28 protein-coding genes and 4 pseudogenes are annotated in these 24,083 nt (G+C 67.3%); 15 read left to right on the forward strand and 17 right to left on the reverse strand.

Annotation, left to right across the window (positions count from 1 at the left end):
* The 4 genes and pseudogenes from Q8Q77_RS14350 to Q8Q77_RS14365 form a co-directional block, all read right to left on the reverse strand.
* The coding region (locus Q8Q77_RS14350) for an acyl-CoA dehydrogenase family protein (RefSeq protein WP_305584303.1) at positions 1-717 on the reverse strand (717 nt) is incomplete at its 3' end.
* Between the two features lie 73 nt (positions 718-790).
* Positions 791-1,993 (reverse strand): annotated as a pseudogene (locus tag Q8Q77_RS14355) (acyl-CoA dehydrogenase family protein).
* Positions 1,994-2,213: 220 nt separating this feature from the next.
* On the reverse strand, positions 2,214-2,489 hold the full coding sequence (locus Q8Q77_RS14360; RefSeq protein WP_305584304.1) for a TonB family protein: 276 nt from the start codon (positions 2,487-2,489) through the stop codon (positions 2,214-2,216).
* Positions 2,486-3,058 carry a hypothetical protein gene (locus tag Q8Q77_RS14365; protein WP_305584305.1) on the reverse strand — a complete coding sequence of 191 codons (573 nt, stop codon included), beginning with the start codon at positions 3,056-3,058 and terminating at the stop codon, positions 2,486-2,488. The genes Q8Q77_RS14360 and Q8Q77_RS14365 overlap by 4 nt, the downstream gene beginning before the upstream one ends.
* Positions 3,059-3,162: 104 nt before the next feature.
* Here Q8Q77_RS14365 and Q8Q77_RS14370 point away from each other — a divergent pair, with 104 nt between their 5' ends.
* Positions 3,163-3,894, forward strand: a complete 732-nt coding sequence (locus Q8Q77_RS14370; RefSeq protein WP_305584306.1) for an endonuclease/exonuclease/phosphatase family protein — start codon at positions 3,163-3,165, stop codon at positions 3,892-3,894.
* Here the strand turns inward: Q8Q77_RS14370 and Q8Q77_RS14375 are convergent.
* Both Q8Q77_RS14375 and Q8Q77_RS14380 read right to left on the reverse strand, forming a co-directional pair.
* Positions 3,881-5,341: a phospholipase D-like domain-containing protein gene (locus tag Q8Q77_RS14375; protein ID WP_305584307.1), complete on the reverse strand. Its 1,461-nt coding sequence runs from the start codon at positions 5,339-5,341 to the stop codon at positions 3,881-3,883. The two genes, Q8Q77_RS14370 and Q8Q77_RS14375, sit on opposite strands and share 14 nt — an antisense overlap.
* A gap of 161 nt (positions 5,342-5,502) precedes the next feature.
* On the reverse strand, positions 5,503-5,820 hold the full coding sequence (locus tag Q8Q77_RS14380) for a hypothetical protein (protein WP_305584308.1): 318 nt from the start codon (positions 5,818-5,820) through the stop codon (positions 5,503-5,505).
* Positions 5,821-5,993: 173 nt separating this feature from the next.
* Between Q8Q77_RS14380 and Q8Q77_RS14385 the strand changes: the two genes are divergently transcribed.
* From Q8Q77_RS14385 to Q8Q77_RS14395, 3 genes are all read left to right on the forward strand, one after another.
* A complete protein-coding gene (locus Q8Q77_RS14385) occupies positions 5,994-6,416 on the forward strand; it encodes a PaaI family thioesterase (protein WP_305584309.1) in 423 nt (140 codons plus the stop codon).
* A 1-nt stretch (position 6,417) separates the two neighbouring features.
* Positions 6,418-6,639 (forward strand): DUF1289 domain-containing protein, encoded by a 222-nt coding sequence (locus tag Q8Q77_RS14390; protein ID WP_305584310.1) that lies wholly within the window; start codon positions 6,418-6,420, stop codon positions 6,637-6,639.
* 122 nt (positions 6,640-6,761) lie between these two features.
* Complete coding sequence (locus Q8Q77_RS14395; protein WP_305584311.1) at positions 6,762-7,271, forward strand: TIGR02281 family clan AA aspartic protease; 510 nt, start codon at positions 6,762-6,764, stop codon at positions 7,269-7,271.
* Here the strand turns inward: Q8Q77_RS14395 and dusA are convergent.
* Positions 7,215-8,255, reverse strand: coding sequence for a tRNA dihydrouridine(20/20a) synthase DusA (gene dusA / locus Q8Q77_RS14400; RefSeq protein WP_305584312.1), 1,041 nt, complete (start codon positions 8,253-8,255; stop codon positions 7,215-7,217). The genes Q8Q77_RS14395 and dusA overlap by 57 nt on opposite strands.
* A gap of 571 nt (positions 8,256-8,826) precedes the next feature.
* On the opposite strand from dusA, the pseudogene Q8Q77_RS14405 reads away from it, so the two are divergent.
* A pseudogene (locus tag Q8Q77_RS14405) lies at positions 8,827-9,078 on the forward strand (tyrosine-type recombinase/integrase); the annotation flags it as partial.
* Positions 9,079-9,112: 34 nt separating this feature from the next.
* Positions 9,113-9,466, forward strand: coding sequence for a tyrosine-type recombinase/integrase (locus tag Q8Q77_RS14410; protein WP_305584395.1), 354 nt, complete (start codon positions 9,113-9,115; stop codon positions 9,464-9,466).
* Positions 9,467-9,565: 99 nt separating this feature from the next.
* Here the strand turns inward: Q8Q77_RS14410 and Q8Q77_RS14415 are convergent, their stop codons facing one another.
* From Q8Q77_RS14415 to Q8Q77_RS14430, 4 genes and pseudogenes are all read right to left on the reverse strand, one after another.
* Positions 9,566-11,158, reverse strand: coding sequence for a tannase/feruloyl esterase family alpha/beta hydrolase (locus Q8Q77_RS14415; RefSeq protein WP_305584313.1), 1,593 nt, complete (start codon positions 11,156-11,158; stop codon positions 9,566-9,568).
* Between the two features lie 62 nt (positions 11,159-11,220).
* Positions 11,221-13,407 (reverse strand): TonB-dependent receptor, encoded by a 2,187-nt coding sequence (locus Q8Q77_RS14420; protein WP_305584314.1) that lies wholly within the window; start codon positions 13,405-13,407, stop codon positions 11,221-11,223.
* A 111-nt stretch (positions 13,408-13,518) separates the two neighbouring features.
* Positions 13,519-14,514, reverse strand: a complete 996-nt coding sequence (locus Q8Q77_RS14425; protein WP_305584316.1) for an AraC family transcriptional regulator — start codon at positions 14,512-14,514, stop codon at positions 13,519-13,521.
* A 157-nt stretch (positions 14,515-14,671) separates the two neighbouring features.
* Positions 14,672-14,836: pseudogene (locus tag Q8Q77_RS14430) on the reverse strand (histidine kinase dimerization/phospho-acceptor domain-containing protein); the annotation flags it as partial.
* A 28-nt stretch (positions 14,837-14,864) separates the two neighbouring features.
* Here Q8Q77_RS14430 and Q8Q77_RS14435 point away from each other — a divergent pair.
* From Q8Q77_RS14435 to Q8Q77_RS14445, 3 genes and pseudogenes are all read left to right on the forward strand, one after another.
* Positions 14,865-14,942, forward strand: a pseudogene (locus Q8Q77_RS14435) (aldehyde dehydrogenase family protein); the annotation flags it as partial.
* Complete coding sequence (locus Q8Q77_RS14440; RefSeq protein WP_305584396.1) at positions 14,940-15,434, forward strand: TorF family putative porin; 495 nt, start codon at positions 14,940-14,942, stop codon at positions 15,432-15,434. The pseudogene Q8Q77_RS14435 and the gene Q8Q77_RS14440, both read left to right, overlap by 3 nt.
* Positions 15,435-15,527: 93 nt before the next feature.
* A complete protein-coding gene (locus Q8Q77_RS14445) occupies positions 15,528-16,085 on the forward strand; it encodes an AMP-binding protein (protein WP_305584317.1) in 558 nt (185 codons plus the stop codon).
* On the opposite strand, the gene Q8Q77_RS14450 is transcribed toward Q8Q77_RS14445, so the two are convergent.
* Positions 16,049-16,345 (reverse strand): hypothetical protein, encoded by a 297-nt coding sequence (locus Q8Q77_RS14450; RefSeq protein ID WP_305584318.1) that lies wholly within the window; start codon positions 16,343-16,345, stop codon positions 16,049-16,051. The two genes, Q8Q77_RS14445 and Q8Q77_RS14450, sit on opposite strands and share 37 nt — an antisense overlap.
* Positions 16,346-16,449: 104 nt before the next feature.
* Between Q8Q77_RS14450 and Q8Q77_RS14455 the strand changes: the two genes are divergently transcribed.
* Positions 16,450-16,854 carry a hypothetical protein gene (locus Q8Q77_RS14455; protein ID WP_305584319.1) on the forward strand — a complete coding sequence of 135 codons (405 nt, stop codon included), beginning with the start codon at positions 16,450-16,452 and terminating at the stop codon, positions 16,852-16,854.
* 244 nt (positions 16,855-17,098) lie between these two features.
* On the opposite strand, the gene Q8Q77_RS14460 is transcribed toward Q8Q77_RS14455, so the two are convergent.
* On the reverse strand, positions 17,099-18,337 hold the full coding sequence (locus Q8Q77_RS14460; protein WP_305584320.1) for a serine hydrolase: 1,239 nt from the start codon (positions 18,335-18,337) through the stop codon (positions 17,099-17,101).
* Between the two features lie 81 nt (positions 18,338-18,418).
* Here Q8Q77_RS14460 and Q8Q77_RS14465 point away from each other — a divergent pair, with 81 nt between their 5' ends.
* The 4 genes from Q8Q77_RS14465 (at position 18,419) to Q8Q77_RS14480 (ending at position 20,602) form a co-directional block, all read left to right on the forward strand.
* Positions 18,419-19,030 carry a TetR/AcrR family transcriptional regulator gene (locus tag Q8Q77_RS14465; RefSeq protein ID WP_305584321.1) on the forward strand — a complete coding sequence of 204 codons (612 nt, stop codon included), beginning with the start codon at positions 18,419-18,421 and terminating at the stop codon, positions 19,028-19,030.
* 49 nt (positions 19,031-19,079) lie between these two features.
* Positions 19,080-19,484, forward strand: a complete 405-nt coding sequence (locus tag Q8Q77_RS14470) for a hypothetical protein (RefSeq protein WP_305584322.1) — start codon at positions 19,080-19,082, stop codon at positions 19,482-19,484.
* A 78-nt stretch (positions 19,485-19,562) separates the two neighbouring features.
* Positions 19,563-20,024 (forward strand): copper chaperone PCu(A)C, encoded by a 462-nt coding sequence (locus Q8Q77_RS14475; RefSeq protein ID WP_305584323.1) that lies wholly within the window; start codon positions 19,563-19,565, stop codon positions 20,022-20,024.
* Entirely contained in the window at positions 20,024-20,602 is a 579-nt protein-coding gene (locus Q8Q77_RS14480; protein ID WP_305584324.1) for an SCO family protein, read from the forward strand. The genes Q8Q77_RS14475 and Q8Q77_RS14480 overlap by 1 nt, the downstream gene beginning before the upstream one ends.
* Before the next feature lie 25 nt (positions 20,603-20,627).
* On the opposite strand, the gene Q8Q77_RS14485 is transcribed toward Q8Q77_RS14480, so the two are convergent.
* The 4 genes from Q8Q77_RS14485 to Q8Q77_RS14495 form a co-directional block, all read right to left on the reverse strand.
* Complete coding sequence (locus tag Q8Q77_RS14485) at positions 20,628-22,433, reverse strand: PAS domain S-box protein (protein WP_305584325.1); 1,806 nt, start codon at positions 22,431-22,433, stop codon at positions 20,628-20,630.
* Between the two features lie 128 nt (positions 22,434-22,561).
* Positions 22,562-22,810, reverse strand: a complete 249-nt coding sequence (locus tag Q8Q77_RS14490; protein ID WP_254833970.1) for a hypothetical protein — start codon at positions 22,808-22,810, stop codon at positions 22,562-22,564.
* A 6-nt stretch (positions 22,811-22,816) separates the two neighbouring features.
* Positions 22,817-22,930 carry a hypothetical protein gene (locus tag Q8Q77_RS20735; RefSeq protein WP_371130460.1) on the reverse strand — a complete coding sequence of 38 codons (114 nt, stop codon included), beginning with the start codon at positions 22,928-22,930 and terminating at the stop codon, positions 22,817-22,819.
* Between the two features lie 36 nt (positions 22,931-22,966).
* Entirely contained in the window at positions 22,967-23,281 is a 315-nt protein-coding gene (locus tag Q8Q77_RS14495) for a hypothetical protein (RefSeq protein ID WP_305584326.1), read from the reverse strand.
* Between the two features lie 201 nt (positions 23,282-23,482).
* On the opposite strand from Q8Q77_RS14495, the gene Q8Q77_RS14500 reads away from it, so the two are divergent.
* Positions 23,483-24,055 (forward strand): hypothetical protein, encoded by a 573-nt coding sequence (locus tag Q8Q77_RS14500; RefSeq protein WP_305584327.1) that lies wholly within the window; start codon positions 23,483-23,485, stop codon positions 24,053-24,055.
* The last annotated feature ends 28 nt before the right edge of the window (positions 24,056-24,083 follow it).

Genomic DNA, 24,083 nt, shown 5'->3' on the forward strand with positions numbered 1-24,083 from the left:
CTCGTCGAGCACCTTGTTGACCAGCGGCAGGCCCGCGCCTTCCGCGCCGATCAGCGCGTCGGCGCCGACCGAGACGTTCTCGAAATAGACTTCCGAGGCGCGTTGGCCGTCGACCGTGGGATAGTCACGGGTGACCACGCCCTTGGCGCCCTTCTCGACGATGAACACCGAGACGCCGCTCTCGTCGCGCTGGCCGCCGCCGGTGCGGGCGGTGACGATCAGGTGGGTGGCCCAGGGGGCGCCGATGACCACGGCCTTGGCGCCGTTGAGCGTCCAGCCGGAGCCGTCCTTCTTGGCGGTGGTCTTCAGGTCCTGCCAGCTATAGCGCGCCTGCGGCTCGGCCGCGGCGAAGGCGATGGTGGTGGTCCCGGCGATGATCTGGGCGATGATGTCGGCCGCGCCGGAGTGGCCGGAGTGCTTCAGGAAGCCGCCGCCGATCACTACGGTGCCGAGATAGGGCTCGACCACCAGGGTTTTGCCGAACTCTTCCATGACGACCATGTTGTCGGTGGAGCCGCCGCCCAGGCCGCCCAGCTCTTCCGAGAACGGCGCGCCCAGGATGCCGAGTTCCTCGGCGAAGGCCTTCCAGACCGCGGGCCGCCAGCCGGCCTCGGTCTTCAGCGCGTCGCGGCGCTGTTCGAAGCTGTAATGGTCGGCCAGATAGCTCGCGACGGTGTCGCGCAGCATCGACTGTTCTTCGGTGAAGCTGAAATCCATCTGGTTTCCCCGTGACGTTTCCCGCCCCGGCTGCAGGCCGGAGCGGGCTTAAGACAATTATTCAGAATGTGGCTTAGAGGCCCAGCACCATCTTGGCGATGATGTTGCGCTGGATTTCGTTGGAGCCGCCGTAGATCGAGGTCTTGCGGCCGTTGAAATAGTCGCCGGCCAGGCCGTCGGCGTAGCCGGGGCCGACGTTGGCGTTGTGGCCCAGGTCGCGCAGATAGGGCGCGCCGTAATGGCCCACGGCTTCCAGGGCCAGCTCGTGCAGGCGGTGCTGGAACTCGGTGCCCATGATCTACAGAATCGAGGTCTCCAGGCCGGGGCCCTTGCCGCTGTGCTCGCCGGCCAGGGTGCGCAGCTCGGTGAACTCCAGCGCCGTCAGGTCGATCTCGAGCTCGGCCACCTTGCGCTTGAAGAAGGGGTCGGCCAGCAGCGGGCCGCCGGTGTCCGACAGCTCGGTGGAGGCGATCTCGCGCACCCGCTCCAGGCCGCGCTTGGAGCGCGCCACCCCGGCGATGCCCGAGCGCTCGTGGGCCAGCAGCGCCTTGGCGCAGGTCCAGCCCTGGTTCTCGTGGAAGATGCGGTTCTCGACCGGGACCTTCACATTGTCGAGGAAGACGTCGTTGACCTCGTGACCGCCCTCCAGCGTCGTGATCCGGCGGACCTCGATGCCCGGGGACGTCATGTCGATCAGCAGGAAGGAGATGCCGGCCTGCGGCTTGGAATTGGGGTCGGTGCGGACCAGGAAGAAGCCCCAGTCGGCGTGCTGGCCGAGCGTCGTCCACGTCTTTTGGCCGTTGACCAGGTAGTATTCCTTGCCGTCGTCGCCGGTGATGCGCTCGGCCTTGCACTTGAGGCTGGCCAGGTCGGAGCCGGCGCCGGGCTCGGAATAGCCCTGGCACCACCACACCTTGCCGTCGCGGATGCCCGGCAGGAACTTCTCTTTCTGCTCCTGGGTGCCGAAGGTGTAGATCACCGGCGCCAGCATGGCGACGCCGAACGGCAGGATGCCGATGGTGTCGGCGCGGGCCTGTTCCTCGGACCAGATGTACTTCTGGGTGGGGGTCCACTCGGTGCCGCCGAACTCCTTGGGCCAGGACGGGGCCGACCAGCCCTTGGAGGCCAGGATGCGGTGCCAGGACAGGAAGTCCTCCTTGCCCAGGTCCTCGCCGCGTTCCTGTTTCTCGCGCAGGGCCTTGGGGTAGTTCTCGGCGATGAAGGTGCGGGCCTCCTGACGGAAGGCGGCGTCTTCGGGGGAAAAGTCGAGGTCCATGGCGCGGCTCCCTAGACCCTTTCCGGGTCAGATAGAATCTGCCCGGATGAAAATGGTCTATCTTCAAAAGTTTAGAGCGTGACGGCTGCCTGAACCGGTATCCACTTCAGGCTGTCACGCTCCGGCTCGAACATTTACAGTGTATTGCGTTGGCGCGACCATACGCGCGCCGTGCGACGATGTGAAGATGACCCTTAGGTAAGCGTCATCCGATAGTGGCTCAGCCGGGCATTTTGAACGTCATCGGGATGACGATCCGGCCCTTCCGGATCCTCCGGTCGTTGGGCGGGACACGATAGTTCTTCACCAGCCGCAGGGCGAAGGCGCCGACACCCCGGCCCATCGGCGTTTCCGACACGAGCACGCAGCCGGTGAGCCGGCCGCCCTCGCCGACCTTGCAGTCCACGGTCGCGTGGCCCTGCTGCGCCGGGGCCGGCGTGGCCGCGATCAGCATCGCCGACAGGGCGAGCGCCGTCAGACCTGGCGACGGCCTCATTCCAGGACGAAGCGGACGGGGATCTTGATCGGGCGGCCGGCGACGGGCTCGCCGTCCTTGTCCTCAAGCGCCATGCGGTAGCGGGGGGCCAGCATGAGGATGCCTTCGGCGTAGCCGACCCCCAGGGGCGCGACGTCGGTGACGATGCAGTCCTTCAGGCGGCCGTCGTCGGCGGCGATGCAGTTGAGGTCGCCCTGCCCGCCGGTCTTGGCCTGGGGTGGGAAGGCGAGCGAATAGTCGTCGCCCACCGGCTTGGTGATCCATTCCGGGTGGCGCAGCAGGTCCTCCGGCTCCTCCTCGGCGGTGAAGGTGATCGGGATGCTGACCCGCCCGGGGCTGCCGGCGGCCAGCTTCATCTTGGCCACCAGGCCGAGCGCCGCCTTGCCGAAGCCACGCTTGGCCGGCAGCTCGCTGGTGGCGACGCATTGGTCCAGCACGCCTTCCGCCCGCCGTTCGCAGTCGAGCACCACGCGCCCGTTGACGCTGCCCGCCACGGAGACCTGGACCGCCTGCATCGGAACCGGCGCCGTAGCCTGCAGCGCCGCCGCCATCGTCAGAGCCAAGAACATCGCGAACTCCTCATCGTTTCGCCGACTTTGCCGCGAACCTTCCGCCCGCGCCAGCCGTTGGAGCGATTGCGCCGGTGACGCGAGGCGTGCATCCCTGGCGATCCATGCCGCGCATCCTCACCTACAACGTCCATCGCTGCGTCGGCACCGACCGCCGGCTGGATGTCGGGCGGGTCGCCGAGGTGATCGCCCGGCTGGAGCCCGACATCGTCGCCCTGCAGGAGCTGGACGTCGGCCGCGCGCGGACCGGCGGGGTCGACCAGGCTCATGAGATCGCTCGGCGCCTGAAGATGGCCTTCCATTTCCACCCGGCCCTGCGCGTGGAGGAGGAGCTGTACGGCGACGCGATCCTGACCGCCTATCCCGAGCGACTGGTGCGCTCCGGCCCCCTGCCCGGCCATCCGGCGATCCCGCGGCTCGAGCCGCGGGGCGCCCTGTGGCTGGCGGTGGAGATCGAGGGCCGCGAGGTGCACATCCTCAACACCCACCTGGGTCTGGTGCCCAAGGAGCAGCAGATCCAGGCCCGCGCCCTGGCCGGCCCCGGCTGGCTGGACCATCCGGAACGCCAAGGGCCGACCATCCTGCTGGGGGACTTCAACGCCACGGCGACCTCGGTGGTCTACCGCACCCTGCACGCCAAGCTGGAGCCGGCGCGGCGGCTGGCGCGGCGCAAGGCGTCGACCTCCACCTTCCCCTCCGGCCTGCCGGTGCTGCGCATCGACCACATCTTCGTGAGCCCTGAAATCTTGGTGGAGAGCGTGACCGCGCCGTTCGAGCCCCTGACCCGAACCGCCTCCGACCACCTGCCCCTGGTGATGGATTTCAGCCTAGTTTGATCCGCGGCTCGGAGCGGATGGTGGCGTAGAGCCGGTCGCGGCGGCGGGACGCGCGCCAACTGTCGCTGACATTGGCCGGGTCGCCCAGGTGATAGGTGGCGATCACCTCCCCCAGGGTCGACAGCCTCTTGGGCGCGATGGGGGTCAGCCGGCCTTCCTTGTTCAGGGACTCCACGGCGCCGATCAGGCTCCCGCGTTCGGCGCGGGCCTTGGCCACGGCGTCGCCGGTGTGGCCAAGGAAATGGCCGACCAGCCGGTCACGGAAGGCGCTGACCACCAGCCGGTCGTGGTCCTGGTCGACCTCGACGCCGAGCTCCGCCTCGGTGTCGAAACCGCCCGAGCGGTTGTTGAGGTTGGCCGAACCGATCCGCACCAGGGTGTCGTCGATCACCGTGACCTTGGAGTGGACGATGATCTTGGTCCCCGCCCGGGTGGTCGGATACCAGGCCCGGAACCGTCCGAAGATGTCGGCCGCCTGCAGCCGCCAGAGCATGCTGGACCGCGCGCGGTCCATGGTGAGCTGGTCGAACCAGCTGGGGCTCTGGCCGGTGGAGATCAGCACCACCTCGGGGCCGTCGGGCTCGGCCAGCCGCACGGCCAGGGCCTCGGCGATGGAGGGGGCGGTGAAGTACTGGTTCTCCAGATAGATCGTGGACTTCGCCGCGGCGATGGACAGCAGGGTCAGGCTGCGGATCTCCTCGACCGCCGGCCGGCCCTTCCAGCCAGGCTCGGTGCGGGCGATGGCGACCTGGACGTCGCGCAGATGGGCCGGGATGTGGACCGGCCAGGGATCCGACTCCGCCGCACCCGCCGGCGGGGCGAGCACCTCGCCGGTGGCGCGCCACCAGCGCGCCCGGGCCAGGTCGCCGAACGCCGCGGCCGCCTCACCGTCGACCATGGCCATCACCTCGTGGCGCGGGGCGTGGCATTCCTGGTCGGGCATGATCCGGCGTGGCTCGATGTCGAGATGGCCCGCCGTGTCCCAGCGGTCGACGCCGATGTCACCGCCGCCACAGAAGGCCAGGGCGTCGTCGATCACCAGCACCTTCTGGTGATGGCAGGCGCCGAAGGGCACCTGATCGTCCAGCTCGAACTTGACTCCCGTGCCCTCGAACCACTTGCGGGCCTTGTGGGGGAAGAATTCCTGGCTGATGGCGACGGGCAGGGCCGACTTCCAGATCAGCAGGCGGATGTCGAGGTCGGGCCGCGCGCGGGCCAGTTCCACCAGGGTGCGCCCCACCTCGTCGGGATCATCATGCCCCTCCTTGCCGTCCGGGAACAGCCGTGTCCGCGGATCGAACCCCCAGCCGAGCAGCAGCACCGAGCGCTTCGCCTTGCGCAGGGCTTCGTAGACGGCGGTGAAATAGGCCTCGGTGTCGATCAGGAAGGCCGCGCGCCCGGCGTGGGCCTTGCGCCAACAGGTCTCGCCGGGTCTCAGAACGCTCATGGCCGACGCAGCGTCCTCCCAGTCAACAACGCTCACTCAAAGCGCATGGCCAAGGTGGGTTCCGGACCGCGCCAAGGCCAGCGGCAAATGACGAAAAAAGAGCGCCCGGTGGGGGACCGGGCGCTTCAAGGGGGATGTCGACAGGGCCGGGCCGGGGGCGGTCAGCCCTTGTAGACCTGGCAGGGTCCGGTGAGTTCGGCGGTGAGGCGCGCCTTGCGCTCCTCGTTCTGGGTCTTGGTCTCACCCTTGGCCTTTTCCATCTCGGTGCGGCCGCGATCGACGATGTAGGCGGCGCGGGAGCGCTTCTCGGCCTTCAGAAAGGCGTCCAAGGCGGTGGTGTCCACACTGGCCAGCTCCCCGGCCGCCAGGCCGCGGCATCGGTTGGCCTTCAGATACTCCACGTCGCTGACGGAAGCGGCGGCCGTCCCGGCCGCGCCGAGGACGCAGGTGGCAACGAAGGCGATCGTGATCAGTCGCATGGCGAAACTCCCAATGAACTCTGCGGGAAATCTGTTCTCCGACCCGGATATCCTCAAATGAAATTCTGTACATATTCAGTAATGTCCGATAAAATATTAGTAATGATACAGTATAGTAACCAAAGTAACACGAAACGGTTGCAACGGACCGACGCAGACGCAATCATTTAGGTATGATCCCTGAAATCAAGCTCGACGCCGCCGCCGTGAACGCCCTGCTGCGGCGGGCCTTCCCGCAGGCCTCCGACCTGGTCTTCCCGACGGTCACCGAAGTCGAGCCCGGTCGAGTCCACACGGTCGCGCCCTATCACGAGGGCATGCTGCGTCCCGGCGGCCTGATCTCGGGTCCCAACCTGATGAGCCTGGCCGACACCGCCGCCTACGCCCTGGTGCTCTGCCATGTGGGCGACGAGCTGATGGCGGTGACCAGCAGCCTGGTGATGAACTTCCTGCGCGGCGCCAAGCCCGGCCCGATCCACGCCGAGGCCCTGCTGCTGCGGCTGGGGCGGCGCAGCGCGGTCTGCGACATCCGGCTCTGGACCGAGAGCCAGGACCGGCTGGCGGCGCAGGCCACTGTGACCTACGCTATTCCCTGACATGACCGACCTGCCGCTCCGCCCCCCCGCCCCCATCAAGACCCCCTGCATCAAGGTCTGCGTCGTCGACGGCGAGAGCGGCCTCTGCATGGGCTGCTACCGCAAGCTCTCGGAGGTCGCCGGCTGGGCCAAGCTCAGCGACGACGAGCGGGCCGCGATCATGGACGAGCTGGCATCGCGCCGAAGCCGCATCCGGCCGGAAAAGCTGGCCATGTTCGGCTGAGCCGGCTCACCGAACACGGTTAGCAATTCGGCAAGGTTCGATTCACGGCTTGCAAACCCCACCCGCCTAATCTTCGCCCCTGGCCGAGAACGGCCCGGACTGGCCGAAGAGCGGATTTCGAGATGATCAGACTGGCGGTGCTAGCCCTGATAGGCGCGGTTTCAGCGGTCGGGGCCGCCGAAGCCCTGGTTTCGTTCGACCGCAAGAACGACGTGCCCGAACTGCGCGCCGCCGTGGCCATCGCTCCCAGCATGGCCGCCGAGGGCGCGGCCGCCTCCATCGCCAAGGGCGCCGACGGCCACTATTGGGCCGAGGCCGACGTCAACGGCTCGCGTGTGCGGTTCCTGGTCGACACCGGCGCCAGCGCCGTGGCGCTCACCCTCGAGGACGCCAAGCGCCTGGGCTTCGACACCGCCAAGCTGGACTACGCCTACAAGGTGGTCACCGCCTCGGGCCAGACCCGCGCCGCGGCCGTCAAGCTGGGCAGCGTCTCCATCGCCGGCGCCCAGGTGTCCGACGTCGACGCCCTGGTCATCGAGAAGGGTCTCGAGACCTCGCTGCTGGGCATGACCTATCTAGGCCGCCTCTCCCGTTTCGAGGCCACGAAGACGGCGCTCATCCTGCGCCCGTAGGACCGCGGCCAGCGCCGCGTCGACGACCTCCAGACCCGCGCCCGGTTTGACGCCCTCGACGGTGAGGATCCGCCGCCAGGTCCGCGCGCCCGGCATGCCGTGGAACAGGCCCAGCATGTGGCGGGTCATGGCCGCCAGGTGGGTTCCCTTGGTCAGCTCCCCCGCCAGATAGCCGCGATAGAGCTCCACGGCCTGGAAGGCGTCGACATCCTCGCCGACCCCGAACACCCGACGATCCACCTGACCCAGCAGGTCGGGCGTGTGATAGGCCGCGCGGCCCAGCATTACGCCATCCATGACCTCCAGGTGGCCGAGCGCCTCGTCCAGCGAACCGATCCCGCCATTGATGGCGATGGTCAGCGCGGGGCGCTCGCGCTTCAGCCTGTGGACCAGGGGATAGTCCAACGGCGGCACATCCCGGTTCTCCTTGGGCGACAGGCCCTTGAGCAAGGCCTTGCGGGCATGGACGACGAAGGTGGTCACCCCGGCCTTGGCGCAGAGGTCGACCAGTTCGAACAGGCTCTGCTCCGGCGACTGGTCGTCGACCCCGATGCGGCATTTGACGGTCACCGGAACCTTCACCGCCGCGCCCATGGCGGCCATGCACTCAGCCACCAGCTCGGGCTCGCGCATCAGGCAGGCCCCGAACCGCCCGCTCTGCACCCGGTCGGAGGGACAGCCGACATTGAGGTTGATCTCGTCATAGCCCTCGGCCTCGCCGATGCGGGCGGCCTCCACGAGGTCGGCCGGATCGGACCCGCCCAGCTGCAAGGCCACGGGATGCTCAACAGCGTCATAGGCCAGCAGCCTCGCGCGATCCCCATGCAGGATCGCCCCGGTGGTGAGCATCTCCGTATAGAGCAGGGCGCGGGCCGTCAGGGTCCGGTGCAGGACCCGGCAATGCCGGTCCGTCCAGTCCATCATGGGTGCTATACTAAGTAAATGATGTTGTGTTTTCAATGGATTATCGCTATGTTTCAACATCCTAGTTCGACGTGCTGGCCACCGATTTTACGACCTTCTGCGACCCGATCCGCCAGACTTCGATCGCTCACTGCACCCGTTCTGCACGCAAAAAATGGCCACCATCGTAAAACAGAAGTCCGGTCGCTGGCGCGTCCAAGTCCGTCGTAAGGGACGATACCTAAGCGAGACCTTTAGCCTGCGCAAAGATGCCGAAGCCTGGGCCCGGCGCGTGGAGCGCGATCTGGACGTGGGGCGCAAGCCGATTCCACGCAAGCTGGAGGGCATCCAGACCTTCGGCGACCTGATCAATCTCCATGTCAGCGACATGAAGATTGTCGGCAAGGCGCCCGGCCGGTCGAAAGCCTACAGCATGGACTTCCTCAAGCGGCGGCTGGGCAAGGTCCGGCTGGCGGACCTCGACCGGGAGACGCTGATCGCGTTCGGCAAGGCCAGGGCGCGAGAGGGCGCCGGCGGCATGACGCTGGGCATCGACCTTGGCTACATCCGGACGCTGCTGGCCTATGGCGCAGCGGTCCATGGCCTACCTTACTCGCCTGAGCCGGTCGACCTCGCGCGGATCGCGCTTCGCATGTACGGCCTCGTGGGTAAGGGCGTCGAGCGCGACCGACGCCCGACGAAGACAGAGATCGAGCGGCTGATTGAGCACTTCCGCAGCCTGAACAGCTCGACGATCCCCATGGGCCGCATCATCAAATTCGCCATCGCGACCGCCATGCGCCAGGAAGAGATCTGCCGGGTAGTCTGGGACGACCTGGACGAGCGGCACAGGATGCTTCTGATCCGCGACCGCAAGGACCCGCGCAACAAGCGTGGCAATCACCAGAACATCCCGCTCCTCAACATCAGCGGCTACGATGCGTGGGAACTCATTGAGGAGCAGGCGCGGCATCTCGGCCACCGGAAGGGCCGCATCTTCCCCTACAACAGTCGCTCCGCCGGCACCTCTTTCCGCCGGGGCCTGCCGGGATCTCCGTATCGACGACCTCCACTTCCACGACCTGAGGCACGAGGCGACCAGCCGGCTGTTCGAGGCAGAGTACGAAATCCCCGAGGTCTCGCTGGTTACCGGTCACAGGGACTGGAAGATGCTACAGCGCTACACGCATATCCGGCCGGAGGACCTGCACGCGATCGGCGCGCGACGGCGGGCTGCGCGAGAACCGAACCCGCCTGGCGGCAACGAGAGCGATGGGCGGCCAGCGCCATAGGGTCCGTTTGGCGCCAGCAGCCGACATTGCAGCAGCACCGGCAAGCCGACCTTCGCGTGTGACGGCGCCCCAGATCCTCAGACCCATGAGCGGGACCGCCTACATCCCCACGACACACGAGAAGCTGCTGGCTAGCATCGGATCGCCCCGCCCATCGTAGCGCGGCCATGTTCCATATTCGCAGAGCGGCCGGCTCCGGGCCTGGGGGCCGACATCGGCGATGGTCTGTGGACCGGGCGAGACGCCCTCCTCAGCCCACGCCTCAAGCACGCCTAGCGCGTCCCAGGCAGGGTTGAAGGCACTCAGGCCGGCCGGGCCGTGCCCATAACCAGGAATGACGTAGAACCTGGCGAACCCTCCGACAGCGTCGGTCCCCATCGCCGCCTGAAGCCGTTTCCAATAGGCCACCGTAGACCTGGGACTGACGATGGGATCGGCAAGACCATGATAGAGGATCAGTCTTCCGCCTCGGGCCTTGAACCGGGTGAGATCCACCGAATCGGCGTCCAGGAGATCGACCACCTGGTTGATCCGGCCAACGCGACGTCCGGGGTGCTCTGGATCGAGCGCCAAGGGATTGAAACCGGCATCCCGGGCGATGACGAAGCGTGCGAATTGATCCCAGAAATGGGCGATGACCGGCATGGTGGCGACGGCGGGGTGAGCGGGCAGCGTCGAGGCCATCTGCTGGTCACCGCGCAGATCCGCCCCGGCGAACACCGGAAACCCTGGATAGGACGTCTCCCGCCCCCGCGTCCGATACGGGTAGCTGATCTTCGCGTCGTACCTGCGCAGGGCCAAGATCTGTGGATCCGACAGGCAGGTGTCTTTCGCCGGTCCAGCACACCTGAGCACGGAAGGGTCAAAGTCGCACGCGTCGACATTGGCGATCAGGCCGTCCTTGAGACCATCGAGGCCGTCGCACCTGGCCATGACAGCGTCGAACAGGAGGGCCTGCCCGGCCGGCGGCAGATAGGCGCCGGGCGCGGCGAAGCCGTTCATCACGGACCCAAACGTCAGGGCCGTCGTACCGGCGTTCCAGAAGGGAAAGGCGACGATGACGCCATCGAAGTCATCGGGCCACCGCTGGGCCACCAGCAACCCCTCACGACCACCGTTGGAGCCGCCCGCGAAATAGGTGCGGTCCGGGGTCTGGCCGTAGGCCCGCGCCATAAGCTTGATGGCGACATCGCGGGTCTTCTTCAGGGCCGCCCCGCCGAAATTGGCCAGGGCCTCGTCATTCACCGCAAAGGCGGCGTCGACGGCGGGAATAGGCGCGGCGCCGGGAACCGCCTGGTGTCCGGAGTCGCTGGCGAAGACCGCGTAGCCCCGCAGCAATGGCGGAACCACCTGGTCGAACGGCTCGCCCAGCATTGGACCGCCGGTGTCAGGGATCACCCCGTCGAAGCCGCCGCCGCCCATCATCAGGGCCTTGTGGTTCCAAGCCACGGGAAGGTCGAGCGCGAAGCGGATCTGCGGCGCGGCGTCATCCACCGGATCAATGGCGCCGCGCACCTCGCAGTACGCCGGCGTCGCCCGACCACGCGCGGCGCGGGCCCTGACCATCTTGGCCGAGATCACACGGGCGCCCCTGGTGGGCAGGCCGATCTGGTCGGCCGCAACGGTTTGCCCCAGCAGAGCCTCGCAGATTGCCGGTGGCGAGGCCGCCGACGCACCCGCAGCTAGGAACATGCCCAGACCGAAGGCTGCAAATCCCAACCAATCACGGCCTGAAGGCCCTCTAGCGGGTGCCATCAGAATTGCGCCCGCAGCTCGACGCCCACCTGACGCGGGGTCCCGAACGACCCTGCGCGAGCTCCAAACCCATCAACGGCGAGCATCGAGGTCCAGTAGCCCTTGTCGAACAGATTATTGGCAAACACCCTCACCCGATAGGCTTGGTCTGGGCTGTCCCAGATCAGGTTGGCGTTGACGATCGCATAGGCGGCTTGGGATTCTTCCGGACGATTGAACTCCCGGAAGTAGATCTTGGATCGCGCCGTGATGTCCGCGCGCGCTGTAACGCGGCCAGACTCGGTTTCGTCGGTCCGATAGGCGACGCCGATGTTTCCGGAGACCTTCGGCGAGTTGGCGAGATAGCGACCCTTGAGGTTCTGAGGGCCCAAGGCCGCGTTCAGGGAATCGGTATTGGTGAAGGAGCCGAACGTCGCCTCGAGCAGCGCAAGGCTGCCGTTGAGCGACCAGTGATCGTCCGGGCTCCAGACAGTCTCCAGTTCAAGCCCCTTGACCCGGGCGGAGGCCGCGTTGGTGATCCTCCCGGAGATCCCCACCACCTGGGAGAGCTGGAAATCGGAATAGTCGTACCAGAACGCCGAGGCGTTCAGAGTCAGCCGATTGTCGAGGAACCGTCCCTTGAAGCCGCCCTCGTAGGAGGTGATGTCCTCCGGATTGAAGGCGTTGTTGCAGCCCGAGAAGTTGACGCCGCCCGATTTGAAGCCCGTTGAGGTGGTCGCATAGATGTTCTTGTTGTCGGACAGCTCGTACTGGCCGCCCAGCCGATAGGTCAGGGAGTCCCATTCCAGCTCGTCGCGCTGGATCGGACAGGTCTCCAAAAGCGCCGCCCCCGTGAGCATGCTGCCGACATAGTTGCGGTGGATGACCGTCGTCTTGTCACTCGAGTAGCGCAGTCCCCCGATCAGGCGGAGCCGATCGCTGAGCCGCCAGGTGACGTCGCCGAAACCGGCATAGGCCTCGGTTTGATACCTGGGCATGTTCTGGACCAGGTAGAAGTTCGGCGGCAGGGGGGTGAAGCCCAGCTTGAAGGCGTAGTAGGTCGTCTGAGCATGCTTGTCGTTCATGTAGTAGAGCCCGCCCACCCAATCGAATGGGCCGGTCGTGCCGGAGATGTCGACCTCCTGGGAAAAGGTGCTGGAGTTCTCGTCGGCGTGGGCGTCGACCACCGCGAGATCCACACCATCCCGGTCCATGTCCCACTTGTTGTCCATCCGCTGGTAGGCGGTAATCGACTTCAGATCGAATCCGTTGAGCCGCCAGTTCAGGGTGGCGCTGAGGGAGGAGAAATCCCTTTCGCTGTCCGTGGGCCCCTTGGCGCTGGTCCGCCAGTACTGAAGCGGCACATTGGCGTTGACGATATAGGGATTGAGCGCCACGCCGGCCGCGCTCGGCGGGCTGGTAAGCACATAATAGTCGCCCGCCCCGCCTCCGCGGAAGGCGTTGAAGTTCAGGTCCAGGTCGAGGTTGTCGGTCAAGTCGACGCCCACGCGCAGGCGGCCGGCCAGGGTGTCGACGGTGTCGAGATCGGCTCCGCCGGCGACATTCTTCACGAAGCCGGTTTCGCGCCGGTCATAGTCGACGGCCAACCGGGTACGAACCCGATCGTTGATCGGCAGGTTAAGGGCGCTTTGGAAGCGATACTCGTCATAGGTGGCGTAGCTGGCTTGGACGTAACCGCCGAACTCGGCGGTGGGCGCCTGGGTGATGAAGTTCACTGCGCCGCCATTGGCGTTGCGGCCGTAGAGGGTTCCCTGCGGCCCTCGGAGCACCTCGACCCTGTCCAGGTCGGACTGACCGACCACCATGGGGGTGTTGCGCGGCTGGTAGACCCCGTCGATGTTGATGGCGACACCCGGCTGGCCGACGCTGCGCCCCACGCCGCGGATGGCGATCTGGGTGACCCCCAGGCTCCGGCCCAGGGTCAGGCTCGGGACCGCGAACTGCAGCGTGCTGACATCGGTGATGCCGCGTTGCTGCATGATCGCCTGGTTGACGGCGGTGATCGCAGCCGGGACCTGCTGCACGGACTCCGAGCGGCGCTGCGCGGTGACGATCACCTCGTCGACCGCCGAGGGCGCCTCCTGGGCCGCGGCCACGCCGGCGAGGCAGCTCGAGGCCAGCAGCGCCGACAGGTGAAGACTCGGGCGCCATGCGCCCTGCGGAATGAGTGTGGACTTGGCTTGCACGACGACGTTTCCCCAGTTTTCTCGTTGGGGGGACCTAACCGTCGCGAGCCGCCGACTAGAAGGTCAGGAGAAGACGCCCAGGGGGGACCAATTCGGACATCGGCGCCGGGCCTAGAGCTCCATCTTGCGCGTCAGGGCGTGAATTCGTGATCTCACCGCCTCATCCGGGGTGCGCGGAGCCCGAGCTCCGGCCCGCCGAATCTGAGCAGGTGTTTGCCCCGCGCGATTGCGCAGGAAGCGCCGGAAACTGCGTTCCTCAGCATAACCAAGCTGGGCTCCGATCTCATCAATCGGCACGTCAGTCGTCTGCAGCATCCGCGTGGCGACGTCGACCAGCGCATCGCCCCGAAGGTCGCGGAAGGTCGCACCGTACTCGGCCTTGATGCGGCGGCTCATCTGGCGGTCGCCGACGCCATGATCGTAGAAGGCCTCATCCAACCTCGTTCTGGCCGGCGTCTCGAACCGGCTGAAGACGGAGCGAAGGCCCGCCTGAGCATGCGGCCCGACATCGTCGTCCATCCAGAAGCGGAGAGCCTCCCACACCGGCTCCTCGACGTCCTCCACCAGCCGCCGCCACTGGAGACAGGCGCGGGGCAACAGGAGAGAGCTCGTCTCCCCACGAGACAGGGGCGCGTTGGTGGCCCAGTAGACCCGCTGCACCAGGGGATCGTCGAGCCGAGCGACGGTGGCGGCCATCACCGGCAGCCGTCGCCCTACGAACCAGCACATGAAGGCGTAGAGCGCGTTGAACCAAATCTCCTCGAGCACCTCGCAGCGCGCCTCGTCGCGACCTTCCGCACGAAGGGAGATTTCCACGAAATCGCCGCGCGGCTCGATGCGCATACGGAACACCGAAGAACAGGTCGCAAAATAGCGGGCGAGCACCTCGAGGGCGGGCCCCAGGGCCGAGGTGCTGAGCATGGTCCGAAGGCCCAGGGAAGCGAAACCGTGGTTCAGACGCCCGGCCCCAAGGGCGTGAGCTTCGTCCCCGGTCATATCGATGCTGTTGAGCATCAGCAGGGTGTGCTGGTCGGAGGTGACGTGGGTCGCATCAGGCGCCACGAGCGACCGGCTGAGCAAGGTGTCCAGATCCAGCCCACCGAGCACAAGCGCACCTGCGCCCCGGACGCCTGCGAGCAGTGGTATCCATGCCCTCGTTGGACTGACTTCCACGTGTCTCCCCCAGAGGCGCAGCCTGTGCCCTTGCCCGCGGGAAAACATTTCAGGCTTGGCGATTGCCGTCAAACGCCGGAACACGACCACCTTCCCTGACCGCCAGCCGTTCGCCCTGCACTTGTGGCAGCGCCTCGGCCGCCATCGCCTGGGCCATGCCCAGCACACCGTTGAGAGGTGTGCGAATTTCGTGGCTCATGTTGGCAAGGAAGGGCGACTTCGCCTGGTTCGCCTGCTCGGCGAGGTCGCGCGCCTGGTCGAATAAGGGACGCCGCTATCGCTCAGCCCTGGCCGCCGGCAATTGCGTGGTGCTGAAGCCGGCCGAGCAGACCCCCGCCTCGATCCTGCTCTGGGCGGACCTGACCGCCCAGGCCCAGAAGCTCTCCGCCACCGTCGGCGGGGCCAGCGACTACGTCTTCCGCGGCGTGAGCCAGTCCGACTCCAAGCCGTTCGCCTTCGCCGCCCTGAACCTGACCGCTGGCCAGCTCTCCGCCGGCGCCGGGGCGGAGAACGTCGACTTCGGCAACTCCATCGACGCCGAGTACGACATCTACGCGGGCTGGAAGCCCAAGCTGGCCGGCGTCGACCTGGACTTCGGAGTGGTCCGCTACGGCTACGTGAATCAGTCGCGCCACATCGACATCGACACCGTCGAGTTCAAGGCCGGCGCCAGCGTCCCGGTTGCGGCCGGTGCGCGCCTGGGCGCAGCGGTCGCCTGGACGCCGGACTACTGGGGCACGGGCCGGGCCTTCGGCCGCGTCGTGGTCGACCTGCGCTATCACGACACCGGCGTCCACGGTCGCGGCGACCTCTTCAAGTCCCGCGCGGTCGCCACCCTGAAGACGGCGCTCTGACCATGGGCCCCGCCGCCTACGCGCACGCCGTCCTGGCCGCCCGAGAGGAACCCCGACCGCTTCTGGGGCGAGGCCGCCCAGCGACTCGACTGGATGGTCCCGTTCACGACCGTGAAGGACGTCAGCTTCCGCCGCGAGGACTTCCGCATCTGCTGGTTTGCCGATGGGGTGGTTAACGCCTGCGTCAACTGCGTCGACCGCCACCTGCCGGCGCGCGCCGACCAGACGGCGCTGATCTGGGAGGCCGACGACCCAGCCCTGTCGCGCCGGATCACCTATGCCGAGCTGCACGCCGAGGTCTGCCGGACGGGCAACGTCCTCAAAGGCCACCGCGTGGGCAAGGGCGACCGGGTGGCGGTCTACCTGCCGGTTATCCCGGAAGCCGCCGTGCCGGGCCTCAGAATGGCAACTTCGATCGATGGGCCGCAGACATCAGAGATTCGGCCAAAGAACCGCACGCGCACGAGGCTTGATGCAGGACCGAACGACAACCCGGCGAGGTGGACGGCGGCGGTCATGCAGCGGAAGCCCCAAATCTTAGGGCTGAGACTACGGGGGCGGCGCGCGCTCCGCATTGTCATTGATCAAGTTGCGACCTCCCCTCATGCCCGCCCTCAGCCTTCCTCCTCAACGACCCGAGCCTTGGGATAGCGCGCCACCAGGTCGGCGTGCTCCGCCTCCCGCGTCGCCCGCGCCACGTTTAGTCGGGTGTAGACGTGGGCCTCCCCGTTGGCCTTGGTCGCCGAACGCGCCTGCGACAGGTCGTTGGTCATGCCGATCACCACGACCCGGTCGGGCCCTCCCAGCACCACGACGAAATTGCCGGCGATGGGGAGATGAGCGGTTCCGTCCGGCCAGAGCCGAAAGCGGTAGTTGACGCCGGACGCGCCGGAAATGTCGATGAAGGCCATATGAGGTGCTCACGCGTTGAACCCGGGACGTATCGCGACACGCATGACGGGTCGAGGCGATACGAGCTAGACCAGGATCAACTCGAGGAGACTGGAAGGCGCGCATGGCGCAGATCGACCGCTTCCTGCGCCATAGGCCCGCAATCGCGGCGCATCATGCCTTGGGCCTGGGCTACAGCCTGGTGCGCGAGACCTGGGATCTCGCCACCGATCCGAAGGCGACCAAGCCGCTGACAGAGGTGGTGGCCAGTGCTCGCAGCGCCTCCGACGCCGCCGACCTCGGAAGATCCGCCGCGGCCTCGTATGCGCGCCACGGCTTCCACAAACCCTCCGGAGCCTGGTGGGCGGTCGACGGGCGCCTGTTCCACCGTTTCGCCGTGCGGCCACGTCATCGCACCCGTAGCCTCCTCCTGGTTGGATTGGGTCTAGCTGGCCTCGCAGGCCTCTCGTTCCTGCGACGGAGTCGTGGCGCAACTTCGACACCCGACCTGGCGAGCGAGGCCAGCTGACCTCGAGGTGCAAAGCGCTGCTGAAGACCCCGAACTGACCGGACGGCGCCTCAGACCCCCGGCCCATCCCCGCGCGACGTTCGTGCCGCGGGTGAGTTCGCTGGACGGCCTATCGACGAACTGTTGCTGTGGAGAGGCGGACGAGCCCATCGCCGCAGCGCCGTGGTCCCAATGGCGGCGCGCTAGAGCCCTGGGCCGCTAGAGGCGCCCAGGGCTCGCTGCGCGCAGGTTCGCCCTAGCATGCTCAGTATCGACGGCGCTGCGGGGCCGAGGCCAGGGCGTGGAACTGGGTGATCGCGCCGTAGACTCCGAGACCGACGCCCTGGGCCAGTTGCTCCAACTCGAAGATGTTGTGGGCCAGGAAGATCATCACCGAGCCATCGGTGGGATCGGCCTGCCACCAGCCGCCATAGGCGCCCGGCCAGCCCACCGTGCCGACGCCGCCCCTGCAGCGGGTCACCGCGGCGTTTTCAGGGTCCATCACCACGGCGACGCCCAGGCCGAATCCGTGGGCGGTGAAGAGCGGCAGACCAAAGTTCTCCCCCTTGGCGCGTTGATCGTCGGTCAATCGATTGGAGGTCATCAGAGCCAGGGTTTCCGGCGCCAGCAGCCGCACGCCGTCCACGGCGCCCTCGCCCACGAACATCCGCGCGAAGGCGAGATAGTCGTCCAGGGTCGACCACAGCCCCCCGCCGCCGGAGACATTGGCCATGTCGTCCGGCCGCTCGGCCAGCAGGGCGCCGGCGTCCTTGGTCCCCAGCGGGCGAGGGAACAGGCGGCCGGCCGCATCGAAGCCGTACATCTGCGCGCGCCGCTCGCGCTTGGCGGCCGGGACGGTGAAGCCGGTGTCCTTCATGCCCAGGGGCGCGAAGATCCGGCGCTGGAGCACTTCGCCCAGCGGCGCCCCCTCAATGCGTGCGATCAGCAGGCCGAGCAGGTGGGTGGAGTGGCCGTAGTGGAAGCCCGCGCCGGGCTGGTCGACCAGGGGCAGGCCTGCCAGGGCGGCGATCCAGTCGTCGGGCGCCAGGGGGCTGTCGATGTCGCTGCCGAGCGCGGCGAAATAGGCCTTGGCGATGGGGCCGGCGTGGAAGTCGCCATAGGTCACGCCCGAGCGGTGGGTCAGCAGGTCGTCGAAGGTGATCTCCCGTTCCGCCGGATCGGTCTCGTCCAGCGGACCATCAGGCGAGCGCAGGACGCGCATCGCGGCGAACTCCGGCGCCCAGCGTGAGATGGGATCGTCGAGCGCGAAGGCGCCCTCCTCGAACAGCATCATCGCCGCGGCCGAGGTGATCGGCTTGGTCATCGAGGCGATGCGGAAAATGGTGTCGCGCTCGACCAGAGCCGTGGCGTCCATTTCCCGCCAGCCAACGGCTGCGGTCTGCACCACCTTCCCGTCCCGCCAGACCAGGGTGGCTGCGCCGGCGAACTCCTCGGCGTCCACATAGGCCTCGATGGCCGCCGCGATTGGATCCTTGCCGGTCATCTCAGTTCCTGAAGACGATTAAATATTATCTCATTATAAAATGTACTTCCTACAAAATAAGCAATCATCTAGATTCGCGTCATGACAGCCGAACCGATCACCGAGGGCCGCCGCCGGCCGAAGGGCGACAAGCGCCAGCGCACCCGCGCCAGCCTCCTGGAGGCCGCCCGCGAGCTGATCCGCGAGAAGGGCTATGAGCGCACCACCCTGCAGGACGTGGCCCAGCGCGCCGGCATGACCAGCGGGGCGATCTACGGCAACTTCAAGAACCGCGACGACCTGTTCATGGCCCTGGCCACGGCCTACTGGGCGCCGATCAAGCCGATGATCCGGCGGGGATCGAGCTTCGCCGAGAAGATGCGCGCCCTGGCGGAAGCGACCATCGCTGTGATCCCCGAGCGGCGCGACGCCGCCTTTGGCCGCCTGACAGGCATGGCCCACACCCTTAATCACGAGGAGCTGCGCGCCCAGGTGCGCGAGGTCACCGGGCGAAGCTTCAGCTCGGGCGCCGCGTGGCTGGCGACCGTGGCCGACGACGGCGGCCTGCCCATGCCGGCCGACATTCTGGTCGTGGTGATCCACGCCATGACCGAGGGCCTGCTGTTCCAGCGGTTCCTGACGCCGGACCTGGTTCCCGACGAGGTGTTTTACGCCGCCTTCGCGGCCCTCGCGGGCGAGCCGACGCCCGGATAAGCGGGCGGCGGGGCTCCTCACCGCCCACAATTTGGCCTATGGCGGGGCCGTGACCCCCAAGACCAACCCCTTCCGGCCCTCCGCGCGCGGCGCCTTCCTGGCGCTGGCGGCCCTGGCGGTCGCGCTGAAGGTGCTGATTCCGGTAGGCTTCATGACGCCCGCCCAGGGCGCACCGCTGTCGCTGGTGCTCTGCACCGCCCAGGGCGCCAAGCTGATCGCGGCGCCCGTCTCCGAGGGCGACCACGGGTCCGACAAGCAGCCGGACCACGACAGCCCCTGCGCCTTCGCCGGCCATGGGGCGGGGGCGGCCCCACCCAGCCCGCTGGCGTCCGGGGCGGTGGAGTTCGTGGTCTTTCGCCCGGCGCGGGTCGCGGCCCTCGTCGACCTGGCGCCCGGCCGCGGCCTCAGCGCCCCGCCCCTGCCCGCACGCGGACCTCCTGACTTGACGACCTGAGCCGGCGGCCCTCACGGCCGCTCGACCCCGCATGCGCGTCCGCGCGCCATCGTCATTTCACAGGCCGGAGCCTGACCCATGAAGACCCTGTACGCCCTCCTTCCGCTCGTCCTCGTCGCCGCCTGCGGCCGCGCGCCGGAAGCCCCCTCCACCGTGACCGTCGCCGACGCCTGGTGCCGCGCCGCGCCGGTCGGCGCCATGGCCGGCGGCTGCTACGTCACCCTGACCGCCAGCGCCGACGACCGCCTGGTCGCCGTCGAGACCACCGCCGCCGACCATGCCGAGATCCACACCATGGACGTGACCGGCGAGGTCATGCGGATGCGCCAGCTTAAGGACGGCCTGGCCCTGCCGGCCGGCGATGCGGTGAGCCTGGCGCCGGGCGGCGAGCACCTGATGATCATCCGCCCCAAGCAGACCCTGGCCGCCGGCGAGACCCTGCCCCTGACCCTGAGGTTCCAGAAGGCGCCCCCGCGGAGCCTCGCCGCGCCAATCCGTACGCCTGACGCGGCCATGGCCCATGGCGGAGATCACCGCTGATGCGCGCAGCGTTCGTCGCGGCCCTGGCGGCCGGCGTACTGGGGTTGGCCGCATGCGGCCCGGCGCAGGACAGTGCGGTCCAGTCCACCACGTCCGCCATTAAGATCGGCGGCCCTTTCCAGCTGATCGACACGGAGGGCCGGCCGGTGACGGAGCAGGCGCTGAAGGGCAAGCCCACGGCGATCTTCTTCGGCTTCACCTACTGCCCGGAGGTCTGCCCCACCACCATGGCGGAGCTGACGAATTGGCTGAGGGCCCTGGGCCGCCACGCCGACCAGCTGAACGTCGTCTTCATCTCGGTCGACCCCGAGCGCGACACCCCAGCCCAGCTCAAGACCTACCTGTCGAACTTCGACCCGCGCATCCGGGGCTTCACCGGGTCGCCGGAGGCAGTCGCCGCCGCGGCCAAGGCCTACCGTGTCTATTACAGGAAGGTCGACACCGACGATGGCGGCTACACCGTCGACCATTCCGCGGCGATCTATCTGTTCGACAAGGACGGCGGCTTCGTGGAGCCGATCGGCTACGGGACGCCGCCCGAGCGGGCGGTCGGCCAGCTACGGAAGCTGGTTCGTTAGAACTGGTGAGCGCTGGACACGACACCTAGGCCGCCACCGGCTGAGCGCGGCGAAGTTCAATATCCAGCAATCCTACGTCGATGGGCTTTCGAATGACGGGGCAGCTTCGGAAGCGATCCTGATGATCAAGCTTCTCGTAGCCCGTGCAGAAGACGACCGGCACGTGCTGGGCCTGCAGCAGCTCGGCCAGGGGATAGACCGGTGTACCGCCGAGATTGACGTCCAGAATGGCCGCGTGCAGATGCGGCGTCTCGGTGACGAGCCGAGTGGCCTCTTCAATTGTCGCCGCAGGGCCGACCACCTGCCAGCCCATCGACATCAGGCTGTTGCAAAGTTCCATCCCAATGAGCGTCTCGTCTTCGACAACGAGGATGCAGCCGCGTACCGCACCGATCGGCAGTGGCGCTTTCGCCTGATCTGTGACTGAGTGATCCATACCTGCGCCACGGCGATAGACGGCCGACGGGAGGGTCACCGACAGCTGCAAACCCTCCTTCGGCCAGCGAATGTCGAGAACCCCACCTAGCTGGCGTCTCGAGACTTCGGCCACCAGCGTCGACCCGAACCCCTGCGACGCGGGCGCGCTGATCTCTGGTCCGCCGGCCTCGATCCAGCTCAGTTCCAGGTCACCGGTCGGGAGGATCCTCCAGCCGATCTGCACGTCGCCCCCTTCGACCGACAACGCACCGTACTTGACCGCGTTCGTCGCAAGTTCATGCAAAAGAAGACTGACCGGCTGGACCGCATGCGGGCCGAGGACAATGTTCGGTCCTTGCATCCGCAGTTGGCCCGGTCTGTGGTAGGGTGATGTCTCGTCGGCCACGACTTGGGCGAGGCTGGCGCCTTCCCAGCGGTTTTGCGCCAGGAGCGAGTGGGCGCGCCCAAGAGCAGCCACCCGCCCACAGACCGCGGCGACAAAGGCTTCCTTAGTTGGTGCCTTGGTCAGGTTGACCAGGGCCTGCACAACGGCCAGCGCGTTCTTGGCCCTGTGGTCGACCTCCCTGGCGAGCAGTTGGCGCGCTTCCTCATTGGCCTTGCGCTCCGTGATGTCCCGCAGGATCACGGTAGCGATCTTCACGCCGCCGATATCGAGTTGTGAGATCGACGCCTCGATCGGGAATTCCTCGCCATTGGACCGCATGCCGCTGATGGCGCCCAGCGCGCCCATCCTGCGGTTGGTCATTCCCGCGTCCCTGAAATGACGAATGTGTTCGGCATGTCCGGCGCGAAATCGCACGGGAATGAAGGTCTCGATCGGCGACCCGATCGCCTCTGACGCCTTGACGCCGAACATGAACTCGGCCGCGGGATTGAACAGCATGACCCGCTGCTGCTCGTCGACGGTGATCAAGGCGTCCATCGCCGACTCGACGATGCCCTCCATACGACGACGACTCTCCAACAGCGCGTCCTCGGCGGCCTTGCGTTCCGTAATGTCGCGCAGAATCACGGTCGCCAGACGCTCGCCGCCGACTTCGACCTGCGAAATCGACGCCTCGATTGGGAACTCCGTGCCGTCCGAACGCATGCCGCTGATGGCGCCGAGCGATCCCATCTGCCGATTGGTCACGCCGGTCTTGGCGAACAGATGGATATGTTCCGCGTGCACCGAACGGAATCGCTCCGGGATGAACCTGGAGATGTGCTCGCCAAGAGCCTGCTCGGCTGGAAGGCTGAACATTCGCTCAGCTGCGGGGTTGAACAGGATTACAATCTGCAAGTCGTTGACGGTGATGATGCCGTCCATCGCCGAGGCGACGATTCCCTCAAGGCGGCGCTTGGTATCAAGCGCGTCGGTCGAGGCGCCAGTTTTGCGTGAGCGACCAAACATGTGGCGTTTCCGGTGGGGACGCGAAAGCAACCTATAAGTAGTTTAAGATTCATCACTACTTATCATTGATTCTTGGAGCGAACCACAGCTCCGCAGCACCACGATCCGTTCCCCAGGCCGTGGCCAAGCTACAGTTCGTCGAAGGGCGGGGGCAGCCGGCCCGACCTGAACAGGATCACCGGGTTCTCGTCATAGTCGCCCATCTCGGTGTCGGCCGAGGCGGAATAGGCCACAACGCCCAGCCGCAGGGTTGAAAGGCGCTCGGCCTTGCGCCGGGCGTCCTCGGCGGTGGCGCAGGCCACCGCCGGTTCGGACTTCAGGGCCTGGCCTCGTCCGGCCGTGTAGGCCTGGACCAGGTGCACCGTCTCGCGCGCCATGGCAGGCTATTTCTTGGTCGGCGGCGGAGTCAGGAACGACCTTGGCGCGTCCGTCGCCTTGACCTTGGCGGTCTTGGGTTTCCGGGTTTCCTTGTTGCTCTTCTTCTGACCCTTGGCCATGGAAGCCTCCTGTTGCGGGATTGAGGTTTGAGGCGTCTAGGCGCCGATTGCGGCGATGGGGACGGCGAGCGCGCCGACTCGCGAACGGCGGCGTTCCTGGTCGCGGCCCAGCACATGGAACCGTTGACGCAGCAGCCGGAAGATCCAGACCTGCGGATCGACCACCTCGCCGGCGCCATAGGCCGGATCGCGGGCGATCATCAGGGTCTCGCGCACCAGGGCCTGGGCCTGGACAGCGTCGCCCGTCAGGCTCTTCGCCGATTCGAGCAGGCGTGGCTCCAGCGCCAGGATCTCGGCGAGGTGGCTCGCCTGATGACCTTCTGCCGGCATCCGCTGTTCGGTGAGGGGCATGCGGCGCTTTCAGGAGCGGGCGCCAAGACGCGCGACGCGCGGCGGTTTGCACCCTTCCCGGCCGAGCGGCCGGTTTCCTTTCGCGCACAATAGCACGCCCAGCGGGCAGCGGGGGCGTCAATCAGGCGCAGCCGCCAGCTAGGCAATCGCGCCCGCCGATGTCAGACACCCTGGATTGGCGAGCCAGCGGAGGCAAGACGAGTGGTCGGGTTCTTTATTGACCGGGTCCGCGGCCCCTGGGTCGTGGCCCTCAATGTGGCGGCCTTCGCCTACGGCTGGTTGATGCTGCAGACCCTGCCGCAATGGCGGGCGCTGGGCGCTGCGGCGGGCGGCAACGAGCTGCAGGCGCGGGTCTTCTACGACCCCGCCACGGCCGCTCAGGTCCTGGGCGGGTATGACGCCGCCCTGCGCCAGGCGGCCTTCACCTTCTATGGCCTCGACCTCGTCAACGCCGCGCTCTTTGCCCTGTCGGTCGGGGCCCTGATGGCCTTCGGGCTGCGGCAGGTGAGGTGGGAGCGGTCGGTGGCGCGCTTCGTCATCCTGGCGCCGCTGGCGGCCGGCGCCTTCGACATGCTGGAGAACGCCGCGCTCGCGGCCGCCCTGGCCACCGGGGCGGGCGAGGCCGGTCCCCTGCACGCCGCGGCCGGCGTGTTGACCGCGCTGAAGATGACCGCGACGATGGTCTCGCTTCCCTTGATGCTGGTCCTGACGCTCGCGGGGGTCGCAGCGTGGCTCTGGCGGCGCTTCAAGCCGACGCCCGGCGCCGGAGCCTGAGCTCGCGCGTTTCCACGGAACGATTGCA

Origin of the sequence: Phenylobacterium sp. (genome assembly GCF_030698145.1) — a bacterium.
Lineage (GTDB): Bacteria > Pseudomonadota > Alphaproteobacteria > Caulobacterales > Caulobacteraceae > Phenylobacterium.